The organism is Streptomyces sp. NPDC048192 (assembly GCF_043202415.1).
Lineage (GTDB): Bacteria > Actinomycetota > Actinomycetes > Streptomycetales > Streptomycetaceae > Streptomyces.
In genome coordinates, this window is record NZ_JBIDAL010000018.1 from 133,979 (window position 1) to 159,559 (window position 25,581).

The 25,581-nt window shown below is 75.4% G+C and carries 10 protein-coding genes; 4 read left to right on the plus strand and 6 right to left on the minus strand.

Annotated elements, in window-relative coordinates:
- Window positions 1–65 precede the first annotated feature (65 nt).
- Window positions 66–806 carry a Type 1 glutamine amidotransferase-like domain-containing protein gene (locus ACGFZN_RS32610; protein ID WP_393862060.1) on the plus strand — a complete coding sequence of 247 codons (741 nt, stop codon included), beginning with the start codon at window positions 66–68 and terminating at the stop codon, window positions 804–806.
- 92 nt (window positions 807–898) lie between these two features.
- On the opposite strand, the gene ACGFZN_RS32615 is transcribed toward ACGFZN_RS32610, so the two are convergent.
- On the minus strand, window positions 899–1,549 hold the full coding sequence (locus ACGFZN_RS32615; protein ID WP_393862061.1) for a LuxR C-terminal-related transcriptional regulator: 651 nt from the start codon (window positions 1,547–1,549) through the stop codon (window positions 899–901).
- A complete protein-coding gene (locus tag ACGFZN_RS32620) occupies window positions 1,546–2,154 on the minus strand; it encodes a LuxR C-terminal-related transcriptional regulator (RefSeq protein WP_393862062.1) in 609 nt (202 codons plus the stop codon). Before ACGFZN_RS32620 ends, ACGFZN_RS32615 begins: the two co-directional genes overlap by 4 nt.
- Window positions 2,155–2,717: 563 nt before the next feature.
- Here ACGFZN_RS32620 and ACGFZN_RS32625 point away from each other — a divergent pair.
- From ACGFZN_RS32625 to ACGFZN_RS32635, 3 genes are all read left to right on the plus strand, one after another.
- Window positions 2,718–5,924, plus strand: a complete 3,207-nt coding sequence (locus tag ACGFZN_RS32625; protein WP_393862063.1) for a type 2 lanthipeptide synthetase LanM family protein — start codon at window positions 2,718–2,720, stop codon at window positions 5,922–5,924.
- Between the two features lie 93 nt (window positions 5,925–6,017).
- Window positions 6,018–6,233 carry a hypothetical protein gene (locus ACGFZN_RS32630; RefSeq protein ID WP_393862064.1) on the plus strand — a complete coding sequence of 72 codons (216 nt, stop codon included), beginning with the start codon at window positions 6,018–6,020 and terminating at the stop codon, window positions 6,231–6,233.
- 155 nt (window positions 6,234–6,388) lie between these two features.
- Entirely contained in the window at window positions 6,389–9,304 is a 2,916-nt protein-coding gene (locus ACGFZN_RS32635) for an AAA family ATPase (RefSeq protein WP_393862065.1), read from the plus strand.
- Here ACGFZN_RS32635 and ACGFZN_RS32640 read toward each other — a convergent pair.
- From ACGFZN_RS32640 to ACGFZN_RS32655, 4 genes are read right to left on the minus strand one after another with little or no spacing between them, the layout of a single operon-like run.
- Window positions 9,301–10,551, minus strand: a complete 1,251-nt coding sequence (locus ACGFZN_RS32640) for an MFS transporter (RefSeq protein ID WP_393862066.1) — start codon at window positions 10,549–10,551, stop codon at window positions 9,301–9,303. The genes ACGFZN_RS32635 and ACGFZN_RS32640 overlap by 4 nt on opposite strands.
- A gap of 39 nt (window positions 10,552–10,590) precedes the next feature.
- The gene (locus ACGFZN_RS32645) at window positions 10,591–11,826 is read right to left on the minus strand and encodes a cytochrome P450 (protein ID WP_393862067.1); all 1,236 of its coding nucleotides are present in this window, start codon (window positions 11,824–11,826) and stop codon (window positions 10,591–10,593) included.
- Window positions 11,823–19,070: an amino acid adenylation domain-containing protein gene (locus tag ACGFZN_RS32650; protein ID WP_393862068.1), complete on the minus strand. Its 7,248-nt coding sequence runs from the start codon at window positions 19,068–19,070 to the stop codon at window positions 11,823–11,825. Before ACGFZN_RS32650 ends, ACGFZN_RS32645 begins: the two co-directional genes overlap by 4 nt.
- A 56-nt stretch (window positions 19,071–19,126) precedes the next feature.
- Entirely contained in the window at window positions 19,127–25,381 is a 6,255-nt protein-coding gene (locus ACGFZN_RS32655) for an amino acid adenylation domain-containing protein (protein ID WP_393862069.1), read from the minus strand.
- Window positions 25,382–25,581 lie beyond the last annotated feature (200 nt).

Genomic DNA, 25,581 nt, shown 5'->3' on the forward strand with positions numbered 1-25,581 from the left:
CCGGTGGGGTGTCGCCTTCGTCAACTCCCCGCGTGCGGGCGGGAAACGGCGCTACGATCACGCACGTGACCGCCCCGGAACCCACCATCCTCGCCACGTCCGGAGGGCATCGCGTCGGCACGCGCACCCGGATCCTCTTCGACGCCCTGGTGCACCACGCGGTCGACCTCTCCGGTGTGCACGGCAGGCGCCCCCGCATCCTGTACGTCGGCACGGCGACCGGCGACGCCGAGCACGTCACCGCGCGGGTGGCGGAGGCGGCCCGGGCCGCGGGCTTCGATCTCACGCCGCTGTATCTCTTCCCCATGCCGAACGTCGAGGACGTCGAGGGCACGGTCCTGGATCACGACGTGGTGTGGGTGATGGGCGGGTCGGTGGCCAATCTGCTCGCCGTGTGGCGGGTGCACGGTCTGGACCGGATCATGCGGCGCGCATGGCGGGCGGGCGTGGTGCTCGCCGGGGTCAGCGCGGGCTCCATCTGCTGGTTCGAGGGCGGCGCGACCGACTCCTTCGGCCCCGGACTGCGACCCGTGACGGACGGGTTGGGGCTGCTGCCGTACGGCAACGGCGTGCACTACGACTCCGACGCGGGCCGGCGCCCGCTGATCCACCGGCTGGTGGCCGAGGGCGTGTTCCGCACGGCCCACTGCACCGACGACGGGGTAGGACTGGTCTACCGCGGCACCGAGTTGGTCGAGGCGGTGACGGAACTGCCGGGCAAAGCGGCCTATGTGGTCGGCCGCGGGGACGGCGGTGTCGTCGAGGAGCGGATCGAACCGCGGTCGCTGCCCTCTCCCCGGTTCTGACCCGGCACGCGCCGTCGGCCGCGCGGGGCGACGGGAGGGCGTGCGAGCAGCCCCTGTCTCCCGTCGCCCGCGTCGAGGCCGTCCCCGGGGGGTCAGACCAGGCCGTGCCGCAGCGCGCGGGCGACCGCGTGCGACCGGTTGCGGGCCTGCAGGCGCGCCATGATCTCGTAGACGACGTTCTTCACGGTGTGTTCGGAGCACTCCAGCAGCCGCGCGATGTCCGCGTTGGCGTGCCCGTCGGCCAGGAGGCGCAGCACCTGCTTCTGACGCGCGGTCAGGGCCGGCGGGCGGGTCCCGCGCCGGGACGGCCCGTCGGCCGAGGGCCCGGTGCTCAGCAGGTGGGACAGTTCCGGGTAGGGAATGGTCGGGTGCGGGTGCCCGGCGCGGCGGACGGCGGCTGCCAGGCTCTCCGGCGAGAGGTCCGCGCTCCGCAGGACGACCGCGCCCGCGCGCAGGGCCCGTACCAGACCGCTGCGGCTGACGGTCTCGCACACCAGCAGCAGCGGTCCGGTGTTCCGCAGGCCCGGCACGGCCTGTTCGGCGTCCTCCGCGACGACCACGGTGACGGTCCCTTCCTCCTCGTCGCCCTCGTCCGCGCATCTCAGGCCCGCGCGTCGGGCGAGGGACCGGACCCGGTCCGCACCGCGTCCGGGCAGCACCCGCAGGACCGGCGCAGCGGCGGGTACGGCCGTGCCCGCGGGGCCGGCGGACGTGCGGACCGCGGGCGTGAGGGTGGCCGTCACAGCAGACCCGCCCGCAGGGCGTAGGCGACCGCGTGCGTGCGGTTGCGCAGCCGGAACCGCTGGGTGATGTCGTGGACGACGGTCGTCACCGTGCGCGGCGAGTAGGCGAGTCGCTCGGCGATCTCAGCGGTCTCGTGCCCGTCGGCGACCAGGCGCAGCACCGAACGCTCCCGGTCCGACAGGGCGCCTCCGGCCCAGCCGCCGTTGCCGTGCCGGGTGTCCGGGCCCTGGAGGACCTGTTCGAGCAGGTCCGTCGGCAGGGTGCACTCGTCCTGGTCCGCGGCCAGCACCGCGTGGCCGAGGCGGGAGGCGTCGGCCTCGCGGCGCAGCAGCAGACCGCGGGCGCCGGCGGCGAGGGCGTGCAGGGCGTCGCCGGGGGCCAGGGCGCCGGCCACCAGGACGACGGCGGGGCGCTGCGGGTAGGCGCGGGCGAGGCGCACGGTGTCGAGTTCGGCCGGGCGGAGCCGGTCCACGGTCAGCACGGCGACCCGGGCGTCGGCGGGCTCGCACAGGGTCAGCTCCGGGCAGGCCAGGAGGGTACTGCGGGTGCCGGCTTCCAGTACGGGGTCGAGCGCGATCACGCCGACGGGTACAGGTGCTCCCATCTGCTGCTCCTTGGAAGGTCGTCCACCCGGTGGCGATGCGGGCCGGGCGGTCTGGGGGGTTCTGCACGGCAGCGTGCGCCCGCCGGGAATGCGGGAGCATCGGTAGTCGGTCCCCACCTTTTCCGGCCCCGGCCGCCGCGATCGGCGGCACCGGTCCGGTGTTTCCGCCCCGCAGGGCCCGTCCGGCGGTGGACGGGGTGGCCGGCACCCGCAGGAGGAGGGCGCGCCGGGTGGGAGTGGGGGCGGCACGCCGCAAAGATGGGGGCGTACGGCCCCGGGGCGGGCGTGGAGGGCCGTGACCGTATGGGGGCGCCGGGTGTGCGGCATGGGGGCGGGCGGCCGCGGCAGGCGGGGTACGCCCGTGCGCCGGGCGGGATGCGGCCGTACGGCGGGCGGCCCGCCCCCAGTCGCGGGGAGGGGATGGGTATCCCCGCTGACCTGCGGTTCTCCCCGGTGCGCGGTACCGACGCCGCGGCCGTTCCCCACCGGTGGTACGGGCCGCAGGGAATATGGGGGCCAGTTCCCCATGTGGGGATCGCGGGGCGTCTGCCACCTTCGTTGACGTGACTGAGACCGCCAGCCTCCCGACTCCCCGGAGCGCCGGCCTGCCGCTCGACTGGTGGGCCCCGGCGCTGACCCTCGCGGAACGGCTCGCCGCCCCCGGACGGCCGGTGGCGTCCGCCGGCGACTCCCCCAGCGGGCCCGCTCCCTGGGCCGCCGGGGACAGCGAGGGTTTCGCTCTGCGGCTGGCCCGCCTCGGAGTGGACGGGGCGACCGCGGCGGCGCTCGCGGCGGAACCCGCCGACCTGCTCGCCGCCCGTGCGGCCAAGCCGCGCTGGGCCGGGTACGCCGAACAGGCCGTGGCGACCGCGCCCGAGAGCCTGGAGGAGCTGACCACGGACGGGACGGGTCCCGAGGTCTTCGCGACCGTCGTACGACCGTTCCTCACCCCGGCGGCGGACCGGCTCGACCGCCTCATGACCGGCGTCCCCGTCGCCGAACAGGCCGTCTGGCGGGGCGCGTTCGAGCGGCGGCTGACGGACCAGCTCGTCCGGCAGGCCGCCCGCACCCTGGTCCATGAGCTCTCCCTCGCCCGGCGTGCCCGGCGGCTCGCCGGAGCGGACCCCCGCGAGCGGTTCGCCTCGTTCGTCGCCGCCATCGGCACCCGGCGGGGTCTGGCCGGACTCGTCGCCGCCTACCCGGTGCTGGCCCGGATGCTCGCCCAGACCGCACTGGACGCGGTGGAGGCGGCGGCGGAGCTGGCGGCACGGTTCCAGGCCGACCGGGACGAGCTGGTCGCCGGGGTGCTCCACGGGCGCGAGCCCGGTGCGCTGGCCGGGGTCGAGCTCGGTCTCGGAGACGCCCACCAGGGCAACCGGGCGGTCGCGGTCCTGCGCTTCGCCGGCGGGGACCGGCTGGTGTACAAGCCCCGCCCGCTCGACCAGCACGCCCTGCTCGACGGCCTGGTGGCGTGGCTCAACGCCAAGGTGCCCGGCCTCGCGCTGCGCACGCCCCGCAGTGTGCGCCGGCCGGAGTACGGCTGGCTGGAGTTCGTCGAGCACCGCTGGTGCCGGTCGGTGGCCGAGACCGATGCCTTCTACCGGCGTCAGGGGGCACTGCTGGCCCTGCTGTACGCGGTGGACGGCGCCGACATGCACTACGAGAACGTCATCGCCTGCGGCGACCAGCCGGTGCTGGTGGACGCCGAGACCCTGCTGCACACCGGCCTGCCGCACGCCACCACGGCCGGCGCCGACCCCGCCGCGGACGCGCTGCAGGCCTCCGTGCACCGCACCTGCCTGCTGCCCCACCTGCTGATCGGCGAGCACGGCGCGCTGGACATCTCCGCGCTCGGCCGGTCCACCGACGGCGCCTTCCCCAGTGAGGGTCTGTGCTGGGAGGACAGCGGCAGGGACACGATGCGGGCCGTACGGGCCCCGGTCGTCAGCCCGGCCGCGCAGAACCAGCCGCTGCCCGACGGGGCGCCCCTGAAGAGGGCCGACCACCGGGCGGCCCTGCTGGAGGGATTCCGCACCGCCTACGCCGCCCTCGCCGCGCACGGCCGCGAACTGCTGGCTCGTGGCGGGCCCTTGGCGCCGGCCGCCGAGAGCCCGGCGCGGCTCATCGTCCGCTCCACCCGTCTGTACGCCACGCTGCTGGAGGAGTCCACCCACCCCTCCCTGCTCGGGAACGCTCTCGCCCGAGAGGGTGTGTTCGCCGTGCTGTGGACGGAGTCCGAGCAGGACGAGGCACGCCGGAGGCTCGTCGAGCACGAGACGGCCGACCTGTGGCGCGGCGACGTACCCCTGTTCGTGCATCGGCCGTCCGGCACGGGGGTCCGGACGGCCGACGGCACATGGCTGCCGGAGGTGCTGCCCGTGGCGAGTCTCGCCGCGGTGGACGCGAAGCTGGCCAGGATGGACGAGGTCGACTGCCATGACCAGGAGTGGATCATCTCGGCCACGCTGGCGGCGCGGGGCGGCGGTTCACCCCTGGCCCGGCGGTCCGAACTCGCCGTGGCCCCGGTGCCGGAGGTCGTGCCCGACGCCTCGCGGCTGCTGGCCGCCGCGTGCGGGATCGCCGACGAGATCGTCGCCCGCGCCGTACGCGGCGGCGGCCGGACCAACTGGCTCGGTCTGGAGCGGGTCTCGGGCCCGCACTGGGCGGTGCTGCCGATGGGCGCCGGGCTGGCGCAGGGCTATTGCGGCGTCGCGCTGTTCCTGGCCCAGGCGGACGCGCTGACCGGTGCGGGGCGGTATGCCGCGCTGGCCCGTGAGGCGGTCCGGCCGCTGCCCTCCCTGCTGAAGGCGCTGGCCGCCGATCCCGACCTGGGCGCGGCGGCCGGACCCGGCGCCTACGACGGGCTCGGAGGCATCCTGTACGCGCTGCCGAGGCTGTCGGTGCTGCTGGACGAGGACTTGACGGACTGTCTGCCCGACGCGCTCACCGCGCTGGGGAACGCCGTCTCCGCCTGCCCCGATCCGGGGCTGGCCGGTGGCAGGGCCGGGGCGCTGGCCGCGGCCGTCGCCATCCACGAGGCGACCGGGGCGCCGGAGGCGCTGCGGCTGGCGGACACCGTGGCCGACCTGCTGCTGGCGACCGCGTGCGGTCCGGACCGGACCGCCGCGCGCACCGACGGCACGACTGGCGACGACCGCGGCCCCGTCGCGGGGCACGGCCCGGCGGAAGGACCCGGCACCGGGGTGCACGGCGACGGCTCGCAACGGACGGCCCGGCAGGCCGCCGGGATGCACCCTGGGTTCGCGGACGGCGCGGCGGGCATCGGCTGGGCGCTGCGGCGCTACGCCGACCGTCGCCCGGAGCGCGCCAACCCGCACGCGAGCGCCGCCGACACCCTGCTGCGAGCAGCAGTCCGCCAGGTGTCCGACGCGCCCGCGGACCCGTCCTGGGCCTCCGGGTTCGCCGGAGTGGCAGCCGCCGCCCCGCAGTCCGCCGCCGCGCTGGCGGCCCGGCTCGCCGACGTCACCGTATCCCCCGGTCTGAGCCTCGGACACGGCACGCTCGGCACGCTGGAGGCCCTCGCCGTCCTCGCCGAACGGGGCGACACGGACTGTGCGCGGGCGCTGAGCCGGCGCACCGGACAGGTGCTCGCCCTCGTCGAGGCGCAGAGCCACCGCTGCGCCACCCCCGACCACGTGCCCTCCCCCGGACTGCTGACCGGCCTGTCCGGCATCGGCTACGGACTGCTCCGCCTCGCCCAGCCCGGCACCGTGCCGTCCGTCCTGCTCCTGGGACGGCCCGGCAACTGACCGCAGCACGCTCCACCGCTCCATCCGACTTAACGGCACTTCCTCCACCACCCCCGTGCGTACGGCACGGGACACCAGAAGGGGACCACCGTCATGGACCAGCACCTCGCCTCCGTCTCCGCCGACGCCACCGAGACCGCTGCCGTCACCGGGATCGCCGCCGAGGAGCAGGACGCCGCGGGCGGGATCGCGCTCAAGGGCCGCAACCGGGCCTGCGCCCGCGCCCGCGTCCTGGCCGGCATGGTCCTGACCAGCGGCATCGTCATCACGCTCAGCACTCTCGACACCTCGGTCTCCGCCCCTCGGTGACGCCGGGCCGGTTTCCGGCGGATGTGATGGCGCGGGCCCGCTCGGCGGGCCCGCGCCGCCGCGTTCGGCACAGGAATCCCCATGAGCGGTGACGGAACGGGTGCGAGTCTGCGCGACCTGCCACGGCCCCGCAGTTCCGATTACTATCTGCGCTCATGCGTTCCCATGCGCCTTCTCTGGTCGGACGGGACTCCCAACTGGCCCTGCTCGACCGTGCCCTGGCCGAAGCGCGACAGGGCCGCGGCGGTGTCGTCTTCCTGGTGGGAGAGGCGGGCGTCGGCAAGTCGAGGGTCGCCGCCGAGGCCGTCGCCGGGGCGCTCGACGCCGGGATGCGGGTGCTGCGGGGGCGCAGCAGCACCACGGGCCCGGCCGTCCCGTTCCGGCCCCTGACCGAGGCCCTGATGGCACTGTTCCGCAGCGGCGCGCCCCTGGACGACCTGGCCCTCGGCCCGTACCGGCCGGTTCTCGGGCGGCTGATCCCGGAGTGGGACACCGGGGAACGGGACAGCACGTCCATGGTGATCCTGGGCGAGGCGGTGCTGCGCCTGCTCATCGCCGCCGGGCGCGGGCAGGGCCAGTTACTCCTGCTGGAGGACCTGCACGACGCCGACCCGGAGACGCTCGGGGTCCTCGAGTACATGATCGACAACCTGGAGTCCACGCCCGTCCTGCTGCTGGCCACGGTCCGCACCGACTTCAGCGACGCCCTGGACCTCGCCCAGTCCGCCCGCCGCCGCGGCGCCGCCACCCTGGTCGAACTGCCGCCGCTGACCCGGCACCAGGCGCAGGAGATGATCGCGGCCCAGCTCGGTGCCGACAGCCCCGGCGAGGTGCCCGCGGCGGTGCTGGAGCGGCTGTGGGAGGACAGCTCGGGAAGCCCGTACCTGATCGAGGAACTGCTGCAGTCGATGATCGGCGTCGGCACCCTCGTGCAGGGGCCGGAGGGCTGGCGGGCCGTCGGCGATCTGCGCAGTGACGTTTCCTCCACGTTGGCGCGCGGCATACTGCGCCGCATCGACCGGCTCGGCGCCCAGGGGCTGACGCTGCTGTCGGCCGCGGCCGTGCTCGGCCGGCGCTTCCCCCTCACGGTGCTGCAGCGCATGACCGGCGTCGACGACCGCGCGCTGCTCAGCCATCTGCACGCCGGCGTCGCCGCCCGGCTGGTGCTGCCCGACGAGCCGGCCCCCGACTGGTACGCCTTCCGGCACTCCCTCACCGTCGAGGCCCTGTTCACGCAGATGACCCCGGGCCAGCGCGCGGACCTGGCCCGGCGCGGCGCGGAGGCGGTCGAGGAACTGCACCCCGATCTGCCCGGCGACTGGTGCGCGCTGGCCGCCGGGCTGCGCAGCGCGGCCGGCGACACGGTGCGGGCCGGGCTGCTGTTCGCGGACGCCGGCGAGCGGGCGCTGTCCGCCGGGGCGCTCAGCTCCGCGGTGACCCTGCTCGGCCGGGCCGAGAACCTGCTGGCCGACGCGGGTGATCCGCAGGCGCGGGCCGCGGTGCTGGAGAACCTGCTGCCCGCGCTGGCCGAGGCCGGCGACTTCGCCCGCGCCCTGGACCTGGCCGAGGATCTGCACGTGCTGGACGGCTCCGGGCTGAGCCCCGTGCGCCTGGCCACGCTGCACACCAAGCTGGCCAAGGTCGCCCACACGGCAGGCCGGTGGAGCGACGGCAACCGGCAGACGGCGCGCGCCCGCGAGGTGCTGGCGGCCGCGCCGGACGAGCCCGCCACCGCGGCCGCCGACGTGACGGCCGCCTATCTGGCCCTGGACACCCCGGGGCCCGACCGCACCCAGCACGCCGAGAAGCTCGCCCGGTCCGCCGCCGACACCGCCGAGCGGTACGGCCTGCCCGTCGTCGCCTGCCAGGCCCTGGAACTCCTCGCCACCGTGGCCCGCAAGCGGGACCCGGCCGAGTCCGAGGCGATGCTCGAACAGGCCCTCGCCACCGCGGAACGCCATCGCCTGCCGCTGCAGCGCATGTACGCGGCCACCCGGCTCGCCGGCAACACCTGGCTGGTCGACGGCGACAACTCGGCGCTGGTGGCGGCCCGCGCGGAGGCGCTGCGGCTCGGCTCGGTCAACATCGTCCACACCGTGGACGGCATCCTCGTCCTCGACGCCGTGCTGCGCGGCCGGTACGACGCCGCCCGGTCGGCCGCCGCCGAGTGCCTGGCCGTCGTACGGCGGCTGCGCCTCGCGCCCGCCGTGCGGTACGTCCTGATGGCGCAGGCCGTGCTGGAGGCCCACCACGCCGACCGGGCCGCGATGGAGCGGGCGCTCGCGGCGTTCGCCGAGTGGGACGGCGCCGGCTCCCAGGAGGAGCCGCTCAGCCGGGGCCTGGCCCGCGCCTTCTGCGCCCTGCTGGAGGAGGACCGCCAGCTGGCCCGCGCCGAACTGCGGGAGGTGCTCGCGCTGGAGGCGGGCAACCCCTCCACCTACCATCTCAGCGGCACCCACGGCCTGGTGCTGCTGCTGGACGTGCTGGCCGGGGACGCGGACCGGGCCCGGCACGAGGAGGTCACCGCGACCGCCGTCGCCCGGATGCGCTGGAACCGCCAGTTCGTGCTGCTGGCCGACGCGGTCCTGCTGGGCCGGGAGGGCGCGGGCGACCGGGCGGCGGCGACGGTGGAGTCCGCGCTGACGGTGGCCGAGCCGTATCCGCTGGCCCAGCACCTGGGGCTGCGGCTGGTCGCGGACGCGGCGCACCAGGACGGCTGGGGTGATCCGGTGAGCTGGCTGCGGCGGGCGGAGCACTACTTCCACGAGCGGGACGTGCAGGCCGTCACGGGAGCCTGCCGGGCCGGGCTGCGGCGGCTCGGGGCCTCGGTGCACCAGCACCGCACCGGCACCAGCGGCATCCCCGACCATCTGCGCGCCCAGGGCGTCACGGTGCGGGAGTTCGAGGTGTTCCGGCTGCTCGCGGAGCGGCTGGGCAACAAGGACATCGCCGACCGGCTGTTCATCTCGCCGCGTACGGCCGAGAAGCACATCGCCAGTCTGATCACGAAGACGGGGGCGGCCAACCGCGCGGACCTGTGCGCGCGGTCGGCCGCCCTGCGGGACTCCTAGCGCATCGCGCGGACCTGACGGGAGGCGAGCACCGCGAGGCCGGTGAGCGCGAGGACCGCCGCCACCGCGCCGAACAGGGCGAGGGCGCCGGTGCGGGCCAGTGCGCCGCACACGATGAGGGACAGCGGAGCCGCGGCGTAGCCGAGGACCATGTCGACCGACACGACCCGGGTGAGCACCTCCTGCGGGATGTTGCGCTGGATCCAGCTGAGCCCGAACACGCCCTGGAACCCGATGGCGAAGCCCATGGCGAGGACCGTCGCCACCACGGCCGCGGTGCTGTGGACCAGGCCCAGCACGGCCATGCCGGCCGCCAGCCAGCCGGCCAGCGCGGCCACCAGCAGGCCGACCCGGGGCCGGCCGCCGAGCGCGCCGCCCGCCAGCGTGCCGAGCATGGCGCCGCCGGCCAGGGAGCCGTTCAGCACGCCCAGCGTGGTGGAGCCGCCGCGCAGCACCTGCTCGGCGAGGGTGGCGAAGCCGACCGTGAAGGGCCCGGCGTAACAGAAGTTGACGGCGGTGTCGAGGGCGACGACGGTGCGCAGCCGGGGGTCGCGCAGGGTGTAGGCCACGCCCTCGCGGATCCGGGCGGCCAGGGACGCCTGCGGTGCCGCGACGCCGGGCTTCTCCCGGTCGGCGGTCCGGGGGCGGGTGCGGATGCTCGCCACGCACCAGCCGCACAGGGCGAAGCAGACGGCGTCGACCAGGAAGGCCACCGGTGCCCGGGTCAGGGCGATGACCAGGCCGCCGATGGCCGGTCCGACCACGGCGGCGGTCCGCGAGCCCGCGCCCAGCAGCGCGTTGGCCGGGGTGAGCAGGCTCTCGTCCACGACCGAGGGCAGGATGGACACGCGGGCCGGCTGGAAGAAGGCGTCGACGGCGCCGAACGCGGCGGCCGCCGCGCAGAGCATCCACACCGTCAGATGTCCGGTCAGGCCGGCCACGCCGACCCCGGTCATCAGCCCGGCCCGGGTCCAACTGGAGGCGATCATCAGGGTGCGGGTGGACAGGCTGTCGCCGAGGCTGCCGCCGACCAGGGTGAGCAGGGCACGCGGTACGGCCTGGAAGGCGAGGACGTAGCCGAGGGTGAGGGTGGATCCGGTCAGGCCGAGGGTGATCCAGGAGAAGGCGACGACGCTGAAGCCGTCGCCCAGCAGGGACAGCGACTGGCCCAGCCAGAGGAGTCGGAAGGGCCGGTGCCGGGCGGGTGCCCACAGCCGCGGACCGGCTCCGGCGAGGGTGGTGGCCATGGTGTGCCTTTCGTGGTGCGGACGCGTTGGCGGGTCCGGTCAGTAGCGCACGGGCAGGGCGGTGAGGCTGCGGTTGAGCAGGGAGGGCTGCCAGCTGAGCCGCTCCGGGGCCTCCAGGGCGAGGTCCGGGTGGTCGCGGACCAGGGTTTCCACGGCGGTCACCGCCACCAGCCGGGCCAGTGCGGCGCCGATGCAGAAGTGGGCGCCGAAGCCGAAGCCGAGATGCGTGGCGCCGGTGCGGCGCAGGTCGAACCGGCCGGGGTCGGGGAAGCGGTCCGGGTCGCGGTTGGCGGCGGCAGTGACCAGGAAGATCCGGTCGCCAGCGCGCAGCCGGTGGCCGTCCAGGTCGAGGTCGCGTGCGGCGGTGCGGATGGACATCTTCGACGGTCCGTCCAGGCGCAGGGTCTCCTCCACTGCGCCCTGGGCCAGTTCGGGCGCTTCGCGGACGGCAGCCAGCCGGGCGGGGCGGGTGTGCAGGGCCAGGACGGTGTTCGCGATCAGGTTGCTGGTGGTCTCCCCGCCGGCGAACGCCATCTGGGTGAGCATGCCGACGAACTCCGCCTCGGTGACCGACTCCCCCACCCTTCCCTCCCGCAGCACCTGGCTGATCAGGTCGTCGGCGGGTTCGGCCCGGCGCCGGGCCACGAGGCTGGCGAGGTAGTCCTCCAGGCTCACCAGCGCCTGCAGGGAGGCCCGGTACTCGCTCTCCTCCTGGGCGGTGCCGAGGACGAGGTCGGCGACGCGGGCGTTCCAGTACCAGAAGGAGGGGGCGTCGGTGCGCGGGATGCCCAGCCAGCGGGCGAAGACCAGCGCGGGCAGGGGCTTGGCCACGTCGGCCATGAGGTCGCCGCCGCGGCCGGGGACCGCCTTGCGGGCCAGGACGGCGCGGGTGGCCTTCTCGGTGAAGGCGCGGTAGCGGGCCACCGCGCGTGCGGCGAAGGCCTCCTGGAAGACCTGGCGCAGTCTGCGGTGCTGCGGCGGGTCGTTGAAGACCATCCAGCGGGACAGGATCCCGAAGGCCCGTTCGGCGTCCTCGCGGGCGCCCTGCGGTACGGCGTCCATCAGGGGCCGTACCCGGTCTGCGGAGACGGCGGGATCCCGCAGGCAGCGCATCACCTGGTCGTAGCCGGTGACGAGCCAGGCGTGGTGCATCGGGCTCCAGTGCACCGGCGCGTGCTCGCGCAGGGCGTCGAGGTAGCCGTAGGGGTCGGCGACCATGTCCGGGGAGAGCAGGTACCGCTCGGTGAAGGCGGGGGCGGGGGCGGCGGTGGTCATCGGGTGGCCTCCGTCTCGATGGCGGTGAGGAGTCCGGCGATGCCGGCCACCCTCGGCTCGGCCATCATCGACATGTGGTCGCCGTCGCTGATGTGCAGGGTGAGCCCGCCGCCGGCCACTTCGCGCCACCGTTCGACGTAGGTGTCGTAGTCGACGTCGAGACCCGGCATCGTGCGACCGCGCGGCAGTCCGGCGGCCTCGCTGCCGACGACGAGGTGGATGTGACCGGGGTACGGGCGGACCTCGTAGGCGGCGAGCGCGGCGAGCAGCGAGTGCCACACCTCGATCGGTGCGCCCTCGACCAGCGCCGCCTCGGCGGGGCTCATGCCGGCGCCGAGCAGGGTGGCGGTCAGTTCGGCCGTGGTCCGGTCGCGCTGCGGGGACGGCGGCATCTCGCGCAGCCGGTCGCGCAGGCGCAGTGCCGTGCGCAGGTCACGGGTGACGCCGTCCAGCCGGGCGCGGGCGGCGCTGTTGGGCAGGTACGGCTCGATCAGGACCAGCGGTGCCGTCTCGTGCCCGGCCCGGTGCAGCTGGGTGGCCATCTCCAGGGCGATGTTGGCGCCCATGGACCAGCCGAGCAGGGCGTGCGGGCCCTTCTCCTCCCGGTCGGTGATCTCGGCGACGTAGTTGGCGGCGATGCCGGTCACCGTGCTGGGGTCGACGCCGCCGAGCAGTCCGCGCGCCTGGAAGGCGTGCACGGGCCTGCCGGGCGGCAGGGCGCGGGCGAGCGGCACGAACCAGGCGGCGCTGCCGCCGGTGGGGTGCACGCACCACAGGGGCTGCCCCGCGCCCTCGCGCAGCCGTACCTCGGAGGTGACGGCGGCGGGCAGCGCCGTTCCCGCGTTCCTGGTGGCGTGCGCGGCCAGCTGGGCGACGGTCGGGTGCTCGATGAGGTCGCCGACCGAGACGGTGAGCCCGCGTCCGGCGGCCATCAGGGAGACGCGGACGGTGGACAGCGAACTGCCGCCGATGCGGAAGAAGTCGTCGTGGACGCCGATGCGGGACAGTCCGAGGACCTCGCGCCAGATCTCGGCGAGGATCTTCTCCGCCGGGGTGGCCGGGGCGACGTACTCGGCGTCGCGCCGGTCGAGTTCGGCCGGCGGGAGGGGCAGGGCCCGCTTGTCGATCTTGCCGCTGCGGTTGACCGGCAGCCCGTCGAGGACGACGAACCGGGCGGGCACCATGTAGGCGGGCAGCGAGGAGCGCAGCGCGCGGCGCAGCTCCTCGGGGGCGGGCCGGTCCGCGCCGTGTACGACGAGGTAGGCGACGAGGGCGGGTTCGCCGGGCAGGTCGGTGCGGTGCAGGACCACGGCCTGGCGGACCTCGGGCAGTTGCCGCAACGCGTGCTCGATCTCGCCGAGTTCGATGCGGAAGCCGCGCAGCTTGACCTGGGAGTCGCGGCGTCCCAGCCATTCCACCGAGCCGTCGGGCCGGTGCGTGCCGAGGTCGCCGGTGCGGCACAGCCGTTCGCCGGGGGCGCCGTAGGGGTCGGGGACGTAGGTGGCGGCCGTGAGGGCGGGCCGGCCGAGGTAGCCGCGGCCGACGGCCTGTCCGCCGAGGTAGATCTCGCCGGGTACGCCGGCCGGGACGGGCTGGAGGTCGTCGTCCAGGACGTGGATGCGGGTGTTGCGGATCGGCGTGCCGATGGGCGGGGTGCCCTGGCCGGGGGTGAGTTCGGCGGCGACGGACCACACGGAGGTCTCGGTGAGGCCGTAGACGTTGTGGAAGCGCCGGCCGCGCGCCCAGACGTCGGCCAGTTCCGCCGGGCAGGCCTCGCCGGCCACCTGGAGCACCCGCAGCCCGGGGAAGTCGTCGTCGCCGAGCACGGCGAGGGCGCTGGGCGGCAGCATGGCGCAGGTGACGTGTGCCTCGCGCAGGGTGCGGGCGAGGTCGGGGCCGGGGCGCAGCTCCTCCTTGGGCGCGGTGACGAGCCGGCCGCCGTTGGCGAGGGACCAGGTGAGTTCGAGGATCGAGGCGTCGAAGCCGAAGGAGGCGAACTGCAGCACCCGGTCGTCGGGCGCGGGGCGCACCAGGTCGCGCTGGCCTTCGATCATGTTGGACAGGCCGCGGTGCGGGATGGCGACGCCCTTGGGGGTGCCGGTGGAGCCGGAGGTGTAGATGATGTAGGCGAGGGTGTCGGCGTCGGGCTCCCTGCCGGGGACGGGGTCCACCGGTTCCGCGGGGGCGTCCAGGTGGATCACGGGTCCGGCGAAGGGCACGGTCCCGTCCAGCGCGCGCTGGGTCAGCAGCACCCGCATGCCGCTGTCCTCTGCCATGAACGCCAGCCTCTCGGTGGGGTGCTGGGGATCCAGCGGCAGGAAGGCGCCGCCCGAGCGGAGCACGGCGACGGCGGCGCGCACCAGGTCCGGGCCGCGTTCGGCGCAGATGCCGACCACCGTCTCCGGGCCGACCCCGAGCCGCCGCAGCCTGCGCGCCAACTGCTCGGCCTGCTGCTGCAGTTCGGCGTACGTCAGCCGCTGTCCGCGGTGCTCGACGGCGACCGCGTGCGGGGTGCGGGCGGCGTGGCCGGCGATGTGCTCGTGGAAGAGCAGGGGCGAGGAGGGGATCTCCGGTCCGCGCGCCCACACGTCGAGGGCGGTGGCGCGGGCGGCGCCGGTCAGCGCGGGGCGGGTGACCCGGGCGTGCGGGTTTGCGGTCATGGCCTCCAGCTGGGCGCAGTACACGTCGGCCAGTTGCTCCGCGGTGGCGGGGGCGACGAAGGCGGGGTCCACGTCCAGGGTGAAGGCGTTGACGCTCGCGTTCACGAGCAGCGGGAACATGGTCCGGGCGATCTCCAGGGAGTCGTCCCAGGAGTCGTGCGAGAGCCGGTGGAAGTTGACGTAGTTGAACACCGCGTCGGTCAGGTTCGGCTCGGTGGGCCGCAACCGGGCGATGTGCACCAGCGGCACCCTGCGGTGCGGGAGCATCTCCTGTTCGGCGGCGAAGACGTCCCGCAGGTAGGCGAGCCAGCTGCCGCGCGGCCGGGCCACGCCGAACGGCACGGTGTTCAGGAACAGCCCGCGCATCCGGTCGGCGCCGGGCACCTCGGGACGCCCGTTGGTCACCAGCCCGATGCTGTGCCCGGACACGCTGTCGTCGCGGTCGGCGAACAGGCTCATGGTGTGGTGGAACGCCGCGATGAGCACGGTACGGCGGGGCACGCCGGCTTCTTTGGCCAGCCGGCCGATGCGTTCGGCGAGGTGGGCGTAGGAGCGGCGGACCTCGTGCACCGGCGGCTGCCCGGTGTCCGCGCCCGCGGGGCGCCGGCGGAAGGTCACCGGACGCAGGTCGGCGAGCCGTTCGCGCCAGTAGCGCAGGGACTCCTCGCTGTTCACGGCCGCGCGTTCGAGGGCGACGTACTCGGCGAAGGCGGGGGCGTCGGGCGGCTGCGGGGCGATGCGGTGGGCGACGGCGTCGCGGTGCAGGGCGAGCAGGTCGGCGACGAGTGAGGTCAGGCTCCAGCCGTCCAGGACGACATGGCAGTCGGTGAGGACGAGCCGCAGGTCGTGGTCGGTGATGTGGTGCAGGTGGATGCGGACCAGGGGCGCGGTGGCCAGGTCGAAGCGGCGCTCGAACTCCGCGTCGACGAACCGGCGCAGCCGCTCGCGCTGCTCCTCCCGGGGCAGGCCGCGCAGGTCGGTGTAGCCGACGGGCAGGTGGGCGGTGCGGTGGACGAGCTGGAGGGGTTCGCGGTAGGAGACGAGGTCGACGGAGGTGCGCAGGATGGGGTGGCCGGCGACCACCGCGTCGACGGCGGCCTGGAAGGCGCCGAGGTCGAAGCCCTCGGGGACGGTGATCTTCAGGTCGGTGACGTTGTGGTACGCGCCGCGGCGGGGGTCGGCGAGCATCTCGTGCAGCATGCCCGCCTGGAGCATGGTGAGCGGGTAGGCGTCCGCGAGCCCGTCGGGCAGGCGGCCCGCGTCGGCGGGGTCCAGCTGCGAGAAGGGCGCGACCGGGGCGGGGGTGTCGGCCGCGTCGGTGACGAGGGCGGCCAGGTCGGCGAGGGTGCGGGCGCGGAACACGTCGGCGACGGTGAACCCGAGCCCGGCCAGCCGGCCGAGCCCGACCAGGCGCAGCGCGAGGATGCTGTCCCCGCCCAGCTCGAAGAAGTTGTCGGTGCGGCCGACGTGTTCGGCGCCGAGCACCTGGCTCCACACCCCGGCCAGGGCCTGCTCCACCGGGCCCTGGGGCGGCACGTGCGCGCGCTGTCCCGTCGAGGCGGGGGCGACGGCGGTCAGCGCGCCCCGGTCCACCTTGCCGTTGGCGGTGAGCGGCAGCCGCTCGTGGCGGACGAACAGGGCCGGGACCATGTAGTCGGGCAGGGTCAGGGCGAGGCCCGCGCGCAGAGCGGGCGGGTCGAGCGGGCGGCCCTCGGGGGTGACGACGTGCGCGACCAGCCGGGCGGTGCCGCCGTCGCGGCGGGCCACCACGGCGACGTCGGCGACCCCGGGCAGCGCCCGCAGGGCGGTCTCGATCTCCCCGGGTTCGATGCGGTAGCCGCGGATCTTCACCTGGTGGTCGGCGCGGCCGACGTAGCCGAGCTGGCCGTCGGGCAGCACCCGGACCAGGTCGCCGGTGCGGTACATGCGGGCGCCGGGCGGACCGAAGGGGTCGTCGAGGAAGCGTTCGGCGGTCAGCTCGGGGCGGTTGCGGTAGCCGCGGGCCACGCCGCCGCCCGCGACGTACAGCTCGCCGACGCTGCCGGGGGGCACGAGCCGGCCCCAGGAGTCGAGGACGTAACCGTGCTGCCCGGCGAGCGGCCGGCCGATGGGCGAGCGGACCGTTCCGGCGACGTCCTCCTCGGTGATCAGGCGGAAGGTGACGTGCACGGTGGTCTCGGTGATGCCGTACATGTTCACCAGGGCGGGCCGGTGTCCGGGCGCGGTGAACCAGTCGCGGTAGTCGCGGACGTCGAAGGCGTCGCCGCCGAAGACGACCGTGCGCAGCGCCAGGTCCGCGAAGGAGGCGCCGCTGTCCCTCAGGTGGGCGCGCAGGCCCTTGAAGGCGGCCGGGGTCTGGTTGAGGACGGTGACGCGCTCCTCGCGCAGCACCCGGTGCACCGCCTCCGGGTCGCGCACCTCGTCGCCGGTGAGGACGACGACGCGTCCGCCGCTGGTCAGCGGCGCCCACAGTTCCCACACGGAGAAGTCGAAGGCGGGCGAGTGCATCAGGGTCCACACGTCGGCGGGCCCGAAGTCGAAGTGGTGGTCGGCGGCGTCCAGCAGCCAGGCCAGGTTGGCGTGGGTCAGCTCGACGCCCTTGGGGCGGCCGGTGGAGCCGGAGGTGTAGATGACGTAGGCGAGGTCGTCGGGGCCGGGCAGGAGGTCGTCGCCCGGCGCGGGCGGGTCGGACGGTTCCTCGTCGAGGACGACGAGCCGGACCGGCAGTTGCTCCACGGCCGCACGGGTGGCGGTGTCGGTCACGATCCAGTCGATGCCGGAGTCGGTGACGGTGAAGGCGCGGCGCGCCGGGGGGTGGGAGGGGTCGAGCGGCAGGTAGGCGGCGCCGGCGCGCCACACGGCGAGCAGGGCGACGGCCAGGTCGGGGGTGCGGCCCAGGCAGACGCCGACGAGTGAGCCGGGCCCGACCCCGGCGCCGCGCAGCCGGCGCGCCAGGGTGCTTGCGGCGGCGTCGAGTTCGGCGTAGGTCAGGGTGCGGCCCGATCCGCTCACGGCGGTGGCGTGCGGGGCGCGCCGGATGTGCTCGGCGAGCCGTTCCGGGGCGGCGCGCCCGGTGGGTGCGTGCCGGTGGCCGGTGTTCGCGGGTCCGTCCGGGCCGAGGAGATGGGCGCGTTCGGCGGGGGTGAGGGGGTCGATGGCGCTGAGCGGCAGGTCGGGGGTGGCGCGGAACGCCTCCAGCAGGGCGAGGGTGTGCCGGGCCAGGGCGGCGACGGAGGACTCGGCGAACAGGTCGGGCCGGTAGACGAAGACGAGGTCGGTGCGCCCGTCGCCGTCGCGCAGGTCGAGGGTGAGGTCGAACTTGGCCGTGGTGAGGTCGATCCGGTACGGCGTCCCGTGCGTCTGTCCCAGGGCCAGGTCGGAGCCGGTGGTGTCGGTCTGGGTGTAGAGGACCTGGACGAGCGGATTGCGGGCCAGGTCCCGGTCCGGGCTGAGCGCGTCGACGACCTGCTCGAACGGCAGCGACTGGTGGGAGAAGGCCTCCAGGACGCGCTCCCGGGTGCGCGCGAGCAGCGCCGCCGGGGTCGGGTCGTCGGAGAGGTCCGCGCGCAGCACGAGGGTGTTGACGAAGAAGCCCACGAGCTGTTCGGTCTCGGCCCGTTCGCGGTTGGCGACGACGGTCCCGACGGCGATGTCGCGCTGCCCGCTGTGGAAGGCCAGCGCGGCCTGGAAGGCGGCCAGCACCGTCATGTACGGCGTCGTGCCCGCCCGTCGGCCGAGGTCGGCGAGCGCGCCGGACAGGTCGGGCGGCAGGGCGAGGGTGTGGGTGGCGCCGAGACTGCCGGGGGTGTCGGGGCGCGGGTGGTCGGTGGGCAGGTCCAGCGGGGTGAGGCCGGCCAGTCGGGTGCGCCAGTGGTCGAGGGCGGCGGACTGGTCGCTCTCCCGCTGCCAGATCGCGTAGTCGGTGTAGTCGAGGGGCAGTTCGGGCAGCCGGGCGGCGCGTGCCTCGGTCCGGGCCCGGTACAGCTCGGTGAGGTCGCGGACGATCAGGCCGAGGGACCAGCCGTCGGAGACGATGTGGTGCATCGCGAGGACGAGGACGTGGTCGTCGTCGGCGGCGCGGACCAGGGTGGCCCGGAATGCGGGTTCGCGGGCCAGGTCGAAGGGGCGCAGGGCGGCGGCGTGCACGGCGGCGGTCAGGCGCCGCTCGCGGTCGTCGCCGGCCGGCCCGGTCACCTCGACCACGTCCAGCTGTGTCCCGCCGGCGGGCAGGACCCGCTGGTGAGGGACGCCCTCGTGCTCGGGGAAGACGACCCGCAGCTGCTCGTGCCGGGCGACGAGGTCGCCGAGGGCGGCGCGCAGGGCCGGTATGTCCAGCGGGCCGGTGAACCGCCAGGCGGCCGGCAGCAGATAGGTGGGGGCGCCGGGGTCGAGCCGGTCGAGGAAGTACAGGCGCTGCTGGGCGGCGGACAGCGGGACGCGTTCGGGGCGGGGCAGGACCCGGGCGGGTCCCGCGTCCCGTGCGGCGCTGTGGCCGCGCAGCCGCCGCTCCAGCAGCCGTCGGGCGGCCGGGGACAGGGCGTCCGGTGAGGCCAGGGGTCCGGGTCGTACGTCGGATGTGGTCATGAGGGCACTCCGATCTCAGGTCTGTGGGAAGCAGCCGGGGCAGGGCGGTGGCGCCCTCAGAAGTCGGCGGTGAGCGACAGGTCGATCTCGTCGTCGCTCATCTGGGAGATCAGTTCCAGCAGTCTGCGCTCCACTTCGGCGGCCAGCCGCTCGACGGTGGGGTGCTCGAACAGGTCGCGGACGGCGAGCGGGCAGTCGAACGCGGTGCGCAGGCGGGAGGCGACCGCGACCGCGCGCAGGGAGTGGCCGCCCAGGGCGAAGAAGTCGTCGTGGACGCCGACCCGGGGCAGGTCGAGCACCTCGCACCACACCTGTGCGACGACGGTCTCGGCGGGGGTGCGCGGCGCGACGAGGGCGCGCGGGGCGCGGGTGGCGGGCTCGGGCAGGGCGGCGGTGTCCAGCTTGCCCTGCACGGTCAGCGGCAGGGCGTCGAGCAGGACGAACGCGGAGGGGACGAGATAGTGCGGGAGGTGGGCCCGGCAGTGGGTGGCCAGGGACTCTTCCGACAGTCCGCTGCCGGCGGCGTAGCCCACCAGGGCGGGCTCGCCGTTCAGGGTGCGCATGACGACCGCCGCGCCGGTGACTCCGGGGTGGCGGCGCAGCACCGCCTCGGCCTCCGCCGGTTCGACGCGGAAGCCGCGGATCTTGACCTGGTCGTCGTTGCGGCCGAGGAACTCCAGCTCTCCGGAGGGCAGTCGGCGCACGACGTCGCCGGTGCGGTACAGGCGCCCGCCGGGCCGGCCGAAGGAGTCCGGCACGAACCGCTCGGCGGTCAGTCCCGGCCGGCCCAGGTATCCTCGCGCCAACTCGGCGCCCCCGATGAGGAGTTCGCCGGGTACGCCGTCCGGCACCGGCTCGCCGAGGGCGTCGACCACGTAGGCGCGGCGGCTGCCCAGGGCGCGGCCGATGGGCACCCGGCCCCGCGGCGGGGAGTCGACGGTGTGCGCGGTCGCGGAGATCACCGCCTCGGTGGGGCCGTAGGTGTTGACCACGGGGACCGAGGGCAGGCGGTCGAACCAGCGCTCCAGAGGGTCGGCGGGCAGGGCCTCGCCTCCGGTGACCAGCAGCCGCAGGGAGGCCAGGTGGGGCGCCGCCTCGTCCAGGCGGGCCACCAGTTCCGCCCAGTAGGAGGGGGTGAGTTCCATGACGGTGACCCGCTCCCGTGCGACGCGTGCGGCCAGCTGCTCGGGGGTCCAGATCTCGTCCGGGCGGACGATCACCGTGGCCCCGGCGCTCAGGGCCGGGAGGATCTGCTCCAGGGAGGCGTCGAAGGACGTCGAGGCGAAGGTGAGCACCCGGTCCTGCGCGGTGAGCGCGAACTTCTCGCGGGCGGTGGCCACATGGGCGTCCAGCGCGTGGTGTTCGACGCCGACCGCCTTGGGCCGGCCGGTGGAGCCGGAGGTGAAGATGACGTAGGCGAGGGAGTCGGGGTCGGGGGTGTGGCGGGGGCCGTCGGGGTCCGGCCGGACGTCGCGGACGTCGACCGCGGCCGCTCCGAGCGCCGCCACGGTGTCCCGGGTGCCGCCGTCGCAGACCACGTGCCGTACTCCGGCCTCCTGGAGCATGTACCGCAGCCGCTCCTCGGGCAGCCTGGGGTCGAGCGGCACGTACACGCCGCCCGCCCGCCACACGGCGAGCATCGCGGCCACCGACCACACGCCCCGGCCGACGCACACGCCCACGGCGTCGCCCGTGCCCGCACCCGCGCCGGCCAGCGCGGCGGCGAGTCCGCCGGTCAGGGCGTGCAGTCCCTTGTAGTCGAGGGCGGTGTCCTCGCAGACGACGGCGGTCGCGTCCGCAGCGCCCGCGACGCGGAACCCCGGCGCGGGCGCCGCGTCCGCCCCGGCCGCGGCCAGGAGCCGCGCGCGCTCGCCGGGCGTGAGCAGGGGCGCCTCGTCGACGCGGACGCCCGGGTCGGCGAGGAACGTCTCCAGCAGGCGGCCGACGTGCCGGGCGAACCGGGTGGCGGTGGCCGGGTCGAACAGGTCGGCGGCGTACTCGACGTTGAGGGCGAACCGGTCCGGGCGGATCACGAAGGTCGCGGTCAGGTCGAACTTTGCCGAGGCCCAGGGCAGGGTGAAGTCGGTCGTCGCCAGTCCGGGCAGGCCGGAGCCGCCGGTGGAGGCGTCCTGGACGTCCACCATGACCTGGAACAGGGGGTTGCGGGACAGGTCGCGTTCCGGGCGCAGCCGCTCCACCACCCGTTCGAACGGCACCTCCTGGTGGTCGAATGCGCCCAGGACGACGTCGCGCACCCGGTCGACGAGGGCGGCGAACGTCGGCCGCCCGGACAGGTCGGTGCGCAGGACGACGGTGTTGACGAAGAAGCCGACCAGCGGCTCCAGGTCGAGCCGGCCGCGCCCGGCGACGGGTGTGCCCACGGACACGTCGTGCTGTCCCGTCCAGCGGGCGAGTACGGCCTGGGCGGCGGCGAGCAGCACCATGAAGCGGCTGGCGCCGCGCCGGCGGGCCCAGGCGTCCACGCGGTCCACGAGGGCGGCGGGCAGCTCGACCTCCACGGCGCCGCCCCGGCCGGTGAACACCGCTGGGCGGGGCCGGTCGGTGGGCAGCTCCAGTACGGGCGCGCCGTCCAGCGTGCTTTCCCAGTAGGCCAGTTGGGGTTCCAGGGCGCCGCTGTCGGCGCGGTCGCGCTGCCAGACGGCGAAGTCGGCGTACTGGACGGGCAGCGGCGCCAGTTCGGCACTCCGGCCGGTGCGGCGGGCCGCGTAGTGCCGGGCGAGCTCGTCCAGCAGGACGCCCTTGGACCAGCCGTCGGTGACGGCGTGGTGCAGGGCGAGCAGGACCACGTGGTCGTCGTCGGCCAGTTCCCACACTCCGGCCCGCAGCAGGGGCGGCCGGGCGAGGTCGAAGCGGCGTGTGGCGAGGGCGGCGGCGGCCGCGCGCACCGCCTCCAGGCGGGACGGCTCGTCCGGGGCCTTGGGGGCCGGCTCCCAGTGGAGCGGCACTCCCACCGGGTCGCAGACCTGCTGCACGGGGCGGCCGTCGGCCTCGACCAGCGCGGTGCGCAGCACCTCGTGCCGTACCACCAGGTCGTCCAGGGCCTGCTGCCAGGCGGTGCGGTCCAGGCCGCCGCGCACCCGCCAGCAGTACCACAGCAGGTAGGAGTCGCCGCGGTCGGAGGTGCGGTCCAGGAACCACAGGCGTTCCTGGGCGAACGACAAGGGCAGCGGCCGCTCGCGGTCGACCGGCGTCACCTCGCCGGCCCCGCTGGCGCGTGCCGCGCTCACCCGGGGGGCGAAGCCGCGGACGGTGGGGTGCTCGAAGACGGTGCGCAGCTCGATGTCGCGGCCCAGCCGCTGGGCGATCCGGGAGACCGCCATGGTGGCGAGCAGGGAGTGCCCGCCGAGGTCGAAGAAGCTGTCGTCGATGCCGATCCGGTCCAGGCCGAGGACGTCGGCCCAGACCTCGGCGACGATCCGCTCCGTCTCGTCGCGCGGCTCGGTGTGTCCGTGGTCGTCGCCGGAGCGGGTGCGGTCCGGATCGGGCAGGGCGGAGCGGTCGAGCTTGCCGGAGACGCCGACCGGCAGCGCGTCCAGGACGACGTAGTCGGAGGGGACGGCGTAGTGCGGCAGGTGGCGCGCGCACCAGGCGCGCAGTTCCGCCCGGTCCGGCGCGCGGGGCGCGTCCGGCGCCGGTACGACGTAGCCGGTCAGGCTGCGTCCGGTGGCCCGGTCGGGGCGGACGGCGGCGGCGCCGACGAGCGGGCAGGCGCGCAGCACGGTCTCGACCTCGCCGAGTTCGATCCGGAAGCCGCGGATCTTGACCTGGTCGTCGCGGCGGCCCACGAACTCCAGGTCTCCGCCGGGCTGCCAGCGGACGAGGTCGCCGGTGCGGTACACGCGGGCGCCGGGCGGCCCGTAGGGGTCGGGCACGAAGCGTTCGGCGGTCAGCGCGGGCCGGTTCAGATAGCCGCGGGCCACCTCGGTGCCGCCGATGAGCAGTTCACCGCACACGCCGACGGGCACCGGTTCGTCGTCGGCGTCGACCACGTACACCCGCCGGTCGCCGAGCGGCCTGCCGATGGGGACGCTGCCCGCCGGGGGCTCGTCGGCGTCGTACGTGGTGGCGGTGACGGTGGTCTCGGTCGGTCCGTAGGCGTTGCACACGCGGGCCCAGGGAACGGCGGCGCGCCAGGCGGCGAGGGTGTCGGCCGGGACGGCTTCACCGCCGAGGACCAGCAGGCGCAGGGAGGCGAGGGCCGCGGCCTGCCGGCGGTCGAGGCACAGCGTCAGCTCCGACCAGTAGGTGGGCGGCACGTTGACGACGGTCAGGCGGTGCCGCTGGACGATCTCGGGGACCTGGGTGGGCAGCCAGGGCTCGTCGGGACGCATGACGACAGTGGCGCCGGTGGTGAGGGCGGGCAGCACCTGGTCGAGGGAGGCGTCGAAGGAGAAGGAGGCGAAGGCGAGCACCCGGTCGTCGGCGGTGATGCCGAGGCGCTGCGTGGCGGCGGCGACATGGGAGGCGAGCGCGGCGTGTTCCACGCCCACCGCCTTGGGCCGGCCCGTGGACCCCGACGTGAAGATGACATGGGCGAGTTCACGAGGGTCGGGCCGGTGCCGGGGGCCGTCCGCAGCCGGTACGACGGCGGTGACGTCGACCGTGACGGGGGCGAGGCCGGTCGCGGCACCGGAGGTGGCCGGGTCGGTGACCACGCAGGCGAGCCCGGCCTCCTCCGCCATGAAGCGCAGCCGCTCGGCGGGAAGTTCCGGGTCGAGCGGGACGTACGCGCCGCCCGCCCGCCAGATCCCCCCGATGGCGGCGACCGACCACAGCCCGCGGCGCAGCAGCACGCCCACCGCGCTGCCCGCGCTGATCCCGGCCCCGCGCAGCGCGGCGGCGAGTCCGCCGGTCATGGCGTCCAGTTCGGCATAGGTGACGCTGTCGGCGCCGCAGCGCAGGGCGGTCGCGTCCGGCCGTCCCTGGAAGGCGACCGGCGGCACCGGACCCGAGGGCCGGTCGTCCGCCCGGTGCCACTCGGGGCGCGGGCGGGCCGGCGCCCCGGGCCCGGTGGGCAGCGCACGCACCAGGTCCTGCACGGGTGTGTCGGGATCGGCGAGGACGGCGCGCAGCAGCGCCGGGTAGGCGCGGGCGAACGCGCGCATGGTGCCGGCGTCGAACAAGGCGGTGGCGTACTGCAGGACGGCGGCGATGCTGCCGTTGTGGCGCAGGGTCAGGTCCAGGAAGACGTCCAGCGGGGTCTCGGTGAGCGGCGGCTCGACGAGGCTCACGTCCAGGCCGGGCATCCGGATCGGCCGGATCGGGGAGTTGAGCAGGGTGAACGACGCCTGGGCGAGCGGATGCCGGGACAGGTCGCGGGAGCCGCCGAGCGCGCCCACCACCAGGTCGAAGGGCGCCTCGGCGTGCGCGAGGTCGGCCGGGACCCGGCCGCGCACCCGGTCCAGCAGCGCGCCGAACCCGGGCCGGCCGGACAGGTCCGTGCGCAGCACGACGGTGTTCACCAGAGGCCCGATCAACGCATCGGCGCCGCGCTGCGCGCGGTCGGCGAGGGTGCTGCACACGGCGACGTCGGTACGGCCCGACCAGTGGCCGAGGAGTGCCTGGTAGGCGGTGAGCAGCACCATGTATCGGGTGGCACGCCGGGAGCGGGCCAGGGTGTCGACGGCGGCGACCAGGTCGGCGCTCAGCCCGAACCGGACGACGTCGCCGGAGCCGTCCCAGACGCGGGGGCGCGGCCGGTCGGTGGGCAGGTCGAGCGGGGCCAGCCCGTCGAGCCGGTCCCGCCAGTGGGCGAGCAGGCGCTCCAGGCGCTCACCCGAGAGGCGTTCGGTCTGCTTGCGGGCGAGGTCGGCGTACTGCACGGCGGGCGGGGCGACCGGTTCGCCGCGGTAGCCGGCGGCGAGTTCGTCCAGCAGGACGCCCCACGACCAGCCGTCGACCGCGATGTGGTGGACCTCGACGAGCAGCAGGTGCTCCTCGGGCGCCACCCGGGCCAGCGTCGCCCGGATCGGATGCTGAGCGGACAGGTCCACCGGACGGCCCAGAAGGCGCTCGAACAGGTCGGCCGGGCCGGTGGCGTCGGTGTGTTCCAGCACCACGCCCGCCGGCGGGTCCACGACCGGCACCGGCTCGCCGTCGACGGCGGTGAACCGGGTGCGCAGCACCGCGTGCCGGTCCACGATCCCGGACAGCGACCGCTCCAGCCGGCCCGTGTCCAGGGGGCCGCGCAGCCGCAGCACCAGGGGGAGCATCGATCCGGTGGAGGAGCCCGCCAGCTGGTCCAGGAACCACAGCCGGCGCTGGGCGAAGGATGCCGCAGGGGTGTCCACGTCGTTCGGTGCCCCGTCAGGGGCCGGGCCTGTCGTCACTGTGAGCCTCCCAGCCGTGTTTTCCAGCAGACTGCCGCCGGCCCGGCGCGGCCCATAGGGAAGAAGACGCAGCACCACCGGCAGAGCGCGCTGCCGTTCCGGCGGGGGACACTGCAGGCCGCCGCCTCCACCGGGGGATGGGGACTCCGGGCTCGCGGGGG

Excerpts from the sequence above, each read along its gene's own strand:
- ACGFZN_RS32620 (WP_393862062.1), bottom strand. The coding sequence starts at position 2,154 with ATGGGAGCACCTGTACCCGTCGGCGTGATCGCGCTCGACCCCGTACTG.
- ACGFZN_RS32650 (WP_393862068.1), bottom strand. The coding sequence starts at position 19,070 with ATGACCACATCCGACGTACGACCCGGACCCCTGGCCTCACCGGACGCC.
- ACGFZN_RS32645 (WP_393862067.1), bottom strand. The coding sequence starts at position 11,826 with ATGACCACCGCCGCCCCCGCCCCCGCCTTCACCGAGCGGTACCTGCTC.
- ACGFZN_RS32630 (WP_393862064.1), top strand. The coding sequence starts at position 6,018 with ATGGACCAGCACCTCGCCTCCGTCTCCGCCGACGCCACCGAGACCGCT.
- ACGFZN_RS32635 (WP_393862065.1), top strand. The coding sequence starts at position 6,389 with ATGCGTTCCCATGCGCCTTCTCTGGTCGGACGGGACTCCCAACTGGCC.
- ACGFZN_RS32640 (WP_393862066.1), bottom strand. The coding sequence starts at position 10,551 with ATGGCCACCACCCTCGCCGGAGCCGGTCCGCGGCTGTGGGCACCCGCC.